6 protein-coding genes and 1 pseudogene are annotated in these 4,513 nt (G+C 71.2%); 4 read left to right on the forward strand and 3 right to left on the reverse strand.

All coding sequences use genetic code 11. The features are described from left to right. Positions 1-223, reverse strand: a pseudogene (locus tag ACFVIM_RS33110) (hypothetical protein); the annotation flags it as partial. A gap of 116 nt (positions 224-339) precedes the next feature. Further along, positions 340-531: a hypothetical protein gene (locus ACFVIM_RS33115; RefSeq protein WP_384309475.1), complete on the reverse strand. Its 192-nt coding sequence runs from the start codon at positions 529-531 to the stop codon at positions 340-342. Between the two features lie 123 nt (positions 532-654). Here ACFVIM_RS33115 and ACFVIM_RS33120 point away from each other — a divergent pair, with 123 nt between their 5' ends. Both ACFVIM_RS33120 and ACFVIM_RS33125 read left to right on the forward strand, forming a co-directional pair. Beyond that, on the forward strand, positions 655-1,527 hold the full coding sequence (locus tag ACFVIM_RS33120; protein ID WP_384309489.1) for a hypothetical protein: 873 nt from the start codon (positions 655-657) through the stop codon (positions 1,525-1,527). A gap of 372 nt (positions 1,528-1,899) precedes the next feature. Then, the gene (locus ACFVIM_RS33125) at positions 1,900-2,082 is read left to right on the forward strand and encodes a hypothetical protein (RefSeq protein ID WP_384309478.1); all 183 of its coding nucleotides are present in this window, start codon (positions 1,900-1,902) and stop codon (positions 2,080-2,082) included. Between the two features lie 105 nt (positions 2,083-2,187). Here ACFVIM_RS33125 and ACFVIM_RS33130 read toward each other — a convergent pair whose 3' ends face one another. Next, on the reverse strand, positions 2,188-2,556 hold the full coding sequence (locus ACFVIM_RS33130) for a metal-sensitive transcriptional regulator (RefSeq protein WP_384309481.1): 369 nt from the start codon (positions 2,554-2,556) through the stop codon (positions 2,188-2,190). Positions 2,557-2,792: 236 nt separating this feature from the next. Between ACFVIM_RS33130 and ACFVIM_RS33135 the strand changes: the two genes are divergently transcribed. Then, a complete protein-coding gene (locus tag ACFVIM_RS33135; RefSeq protein WP_384309484.1) occupies positions 2,793-3,413 on the forward strand; it encodes a DUF47 domain-containing protein in 621 nt (206 codons plus the stop codon). A 5-nt stretch (positions 3,414-3,418) separates the two neighbouring features. Further along, positions 3,419-4,417: an anion permease gene (locus ACFVIM_RS33140; protein WP_384309487.1), complete on the forward strand. Its 999-nt coding sequence runs from the start codon at positions 3,419-3,421 to the stop codon at positions 4,415-4,417. Positions 4,418-4,513: the final 96 nt, after the last annotated feature.

A 4,513-nucleotide genomic window follows, 5' to 3' on the forward strand; every position in this document is an offset into this window, starting at 1 on the left:
GCTGCGCCCGAGGCGGCCACGCGACCGGCCGGGAGCCGCCCACCCGGCCCCCGGCCGCCCCCGGGCCCGGGGCGGGCGCGGCGGCGGCGGGTGACGCCAGCGCCAGGGCCAGCGCCAGCGGGGCTATGAGGGTCCCCAGCGGGGCTATGCGGGTGGCGGTCGTGGACAGGGCGGCGGACCGGGTGGTGGCCACCCGCCCGTCACGGCCCGGGGAACGGTGCATCGGCTCGTCCTCGTGGTTGCGGTGTCACGGCCCCCCGTGACCAGCGCACCGCCCACCGGGCTCCCGGGCCATCCGGCGGCGGCCGTCCGGGCGACGCGGGGCCGGATCCCGGTGCGCTACCCGGAGCCCGCCGTCAGGTGGTCCGGGGACGGGGCATGGCCGCGGGCATCGGCGCGGGCCCGTTCCCGGGACCGGCGTGCGGGCCCCGACCAGCCGCAGGAGCAGCGGGCGAGGGCGAAGGAACCTCGTTCGGTGGTGGTGGTCTGGTGCGTGGCCGGAGCGGCGTCCGGGGCGTCGAGCGGAGGCACGGTTCCACCGTACTGGGCGGGTCGGCGCTGGTCTTCCCGCGTGACGGCGGCGAGCGGTCCTCGTTAGGCGGGACGGGGCGGGGGCCTCTCGTAACCGTGTTCCATGTTGGGGGTTGGCAGGCGATGGTGGTGCGGCGGCGCGGGCGTGCGGGCGGGGCGGTGGCCCTCGCCGCGGCCCTGGGTGTGATGGCGGCGAGCGGCTGTTCCGGTGTCCGGGTCGCCGCTGTCGACGAGCGGGCGGGGCTGGGTTCCGTACCGGCTCAGCGGGGCGCCGACGCGGTGCCGCAGGGTCCGGCCGACCAGGTCAGGGCGGCGGCCGACACCCTGCTCACGGCCGGGTCCGCGCGGGCGCGCACCGCGATGGAGACCGCGACGGGCGGCACCCGGGTGACCATCGAGGGCGCCGGCGGCTATGACTTCCGGCGCGGGATGGGGCGGCTGACCGTGGTGCTGCCCCGGGACCCGGCGGGTGCGGCCGGGCACCGTCCGGTCACCGAGCTGATGACCCCGGGCGCGCTCTATATGAAGAACCGGGGCGCGGGGGTTCCCGCCGACAAGTGGGTGCGGATCGACACCACCACCCTGGAGGACGGCAATCTGGTCACCGGCGGGGCGACCGATCCGCTGGCCGCCGCCGAACTGCTGCGTGGTGCGCGCGAGGTGACCCTGGTCGGGGACGAGCGGTTCGAGGGCGACTGGGTCCGCCACTTCCGGGGGAGCGCCGATATCGGGCTCGCGGCCCGCGCGGCGGCGCCGTTCGTCCGGGACACGCTGGTGGCGGCGGCGAAAGGGTTCGCCTGGGAGGCGGTGCCGTTCGATGTCTATCTCGATGACGCGGGTCGGCTGCGCAAGGTGCGCCACCGCTTCAGCTTCGCCAAGGACGGCGGCGCGATGGTCACCGTCACCTCCACGACGGTGCTGTACGACTTCGGGACACCGGTCGCCGTCGAGCTCCCCGACGCCCGGAACATCTACGCGGGCCGGATCAGGGTCTAGGGACGGGGACGGGGCAGTTACGGGGGTGCCGTGCCCGCCCGGGAACGGGAGGCGCCGCACGGCCCGGGCGGGGGAAGGGCTTCGGCCGCCCTGGGCGCGGGCGGCACCGCGACCGCCGCCGACCGACCGTGACCAGCCACGATCCACCACCATCGGCCGCGTCCCGCGCATGCCGTCGGCCGGTGGGCGAGGGGCCACCCGGCCCCGCCGCAAGATCCGAAAGGGAGGGCCTAAATGGTCCGGACGTGTCATGCGCGTACCGTGGTTCGCTCCCTACGCTGGGAAGCCGGTACCGGCAAGAAGTGCTCCGGCAAGAAGTACAGGACGTGTCGACCCCGCCCCGCGCGGGGGATCCGGAAGAGGTGACAGCACGTGGCTCCGCCCAGTACGGCGATGGTCCAGGACCACGTGGCCCTCGCCGAGATCGAGCTGTGCGGCGATCTGATCATCGCGGCGTCCGCGGTGGAGGGCGACCGGCTCAGCGCCGCCCGGATCGATGAGGTGCTGAAGGTGGCGGTGGAGCGGTCCGGACGGCGGGCCGTGGAGCGGGAGTGACCCGCGGCGTCCCGCCTCTGTGCTGAGCGGGGATCTTCGGGAACGGGAACGGCCGGGGTGGTGGAACCGCCCCGGCCGTTCGTGTGTACGGAGCCGCCGGGCCGGTCAGGTGCGCAGCAGCCGGGCGATGGCCTTGGTGGCCTCTTCGACCTTGGCGTCGATCTCGTCGCCGCCCTTGACGGCGGCGTCGGCGACACAGTGGCGCAGATGCTCTTCGAGCAGCTGGAGCGCGAAGGACTGGAGCGCCTTGGTGGAGGCGGAGACCTGGGTGAGTATGTCGATGCAGTAGACGTCCTCGTCGACCATGCGCTGGAGGCCGCGGATCTGGCCCTCGATCCGGCGCAGTCGCTTGAGGTGCTCGTCCTTCTGCTTGTGGTAGCCGTGCGTGCCCTGGTCGTGGCCGCCGGTGAGGGTCTCCGCGGCCGGGGCCGCGGTGTCCGTGACCGTGGGGCCGGCCGCCTCGGTCGTCGTCATCGGGTCCTCCCGTTGTCCTGCGCTGTCTGTCCGAAAACTACTGGAGCCTGTGTGGTCGAAAGCCGAGGTCGGATACCCCTCATGGGTATATGGTACCGAAACTTCGGAGCGAGGGCTCCGAACCCCTTGCTGATCTCCGTGTCCGATGGGCGACACTGAGAACGCCGGTTGGCCGTGGCCGGATGAATGCGCCTAGCATCAGCCTGTCCGAATCCAGAGCACCCCGAGGACCCCACGTGCGATTTCGTCTGACCCCCAGGGAGACGAGCTTCTACGACATGTTCGCCGCGTCCGCGGACAACATCGTCACGGGCTCCAAGCTCCTGATGGAGCTGCTCGGGGCCGACGCGTCCTCCCGCGGGGAGATCGCCGAGCGGATGCGGGCGGCGGAGCACGCGGGCGACGACGCCACTCATGCCATCTTCCACCAGCTGAACTCCTCGTTCATCACGCCGTTCGACCGTGAGGACATCTACAAGCTGGCGTCCTCCCTCGACGACATCATGGACTTCATGGAGGAGGCCGTCGACCTCGTCGTCCTCTATCAGATCGAGGAACTGCCCAAGGGCGTCGAGCAGCAGATCGAGGTGCTGGCCCGCGCGGCGGCGCTGACCGCCGAGGCCATGCCGCATCTGCGGACGATGGAGAACCTCACCGAGTACTGGATCGAGGTCAACCGGCTGGAGAACCAGGCCGACCAGATCCACCGCAAGCTGCTGGCCACCCTCTTCAACGGCAAGTACGACGCTATCGAGGTGCTCAAGCTCAAGCAGATCGTCGATGTCCTCGAAGAGGCCGCCGACGCCTTCGAGCACGTCGCGAACACGGTGGAGACCATCGCGGTCAAGGAGTCCTGAACAGCGTGGACACCTTCGCTCTGATCGTGACCATCGGTGTCGCGCTCGGATTCACCTACACCAACGGCTTCCACGACTCCGCGAACGCCATCGCGACCTCCGTCTCCACCCGGGCGCTGACCCCGCGGATAGCGCTGGTCATGGCCGCGGTCATGAACCTGGTGGGGGCCTTCCTCGGCCAGGGCGTGGCCAAGACGGTCAGTGAGGGGCTGATCGAGACGCCCGAGGGCAGCAAGGGGATGGGCATCCTCTTCGCCGCGCTGCTCGGCGCGATCGTCTGGAACCTCGTCACCTGGTACTTCGGACTGCCCTCGTCCTCCTCCCACGCCCTCTTCGGCGGCATGGTGGGCGCGGCGCTCGCGGGCGGCACGGAGGTGATCTGGTCCGGGGTGCTGGAGAAGGTCGTCATCCCGATGTTCATCTCCCCGGTCGTGGGGCTGATCGCGGGTTATCTGGTGATGGTCGGCATCCTGTGGATCTTCCGCCGGGTCAATCCGCACAAGGCCAAGCGCGGCTTCCGGATGGCGCAGACGGTCTCGGCGGCCGCGATGGCGCTGGGCCACGGCCTCCAGGACGCGCAGAAGACGATGGGCATCGTGGTGATGGCCCTGGTCATCGCCGATGTCCAGCAGCAGGGCGACGAGATCCCCATCTGGGTGAAGGTGGCGTGTGCGGTGATGCTGTCGCTGGGCACCTACGCGGGCGGCTGGCGCATCATGCGCACCCTCGGTCGCAAGATCATCGAACTGGACCCGCCGCAGGGCTTCGCGGCGGAGACCACGGGCGCCTCGATCATGTTCGGCTCGGCGTTCCTCTTCCACGCGCCGATCTCCACCACCCATGTGATCACCTCCGCCATCATGGGCGCGGGCGCCACCAAGCGGGTGAACGCGGTCCGCTGGGGCGTCGCCAAGAACATCGTCCTCGGCTGGTTCATCACCATGCCCGCCGCCGCGATCGTCGCCGCGATGAGCTACGCGGTCGTCTATCTGGTCTTCGGCTGAGACCCGGGCCGGGGGCTCCCGTTCCGCCGTGCGGGGCGCCGGTACGGGCACAGACGTGAGGGCGGTACGGGGGTGCTGGGCCCAGCACCCCCGTAC

The sequence above is a fragment of the Streptomyces sp. NPDC057638 genome, assembly GCF_042800315.1.
Classification (GTDB): Bacteria; Actinomycetota; Actinomycetes; order Streptomycetales; family Streptomycetaceae; genus Streptomyces.

Bases quoted from the DNA above. Each gene is read 5' to 3' on its own strand.
- ACFVIM_RS33120 (WP_384309489.1), top strand. From the start codon at position 655: ATGGTGGTGCGGCGGCGCGGGCGTGCGGGCGGGGCGGTGGCCCTCGCC.
- ACFVIM_RS33130 (WP_384309481.1), bottom strand. From the start codon at position 2,556: ATGACGACGACCGAGGCGGCCGGCCCCACGGTCACGGACACCGCGGCC.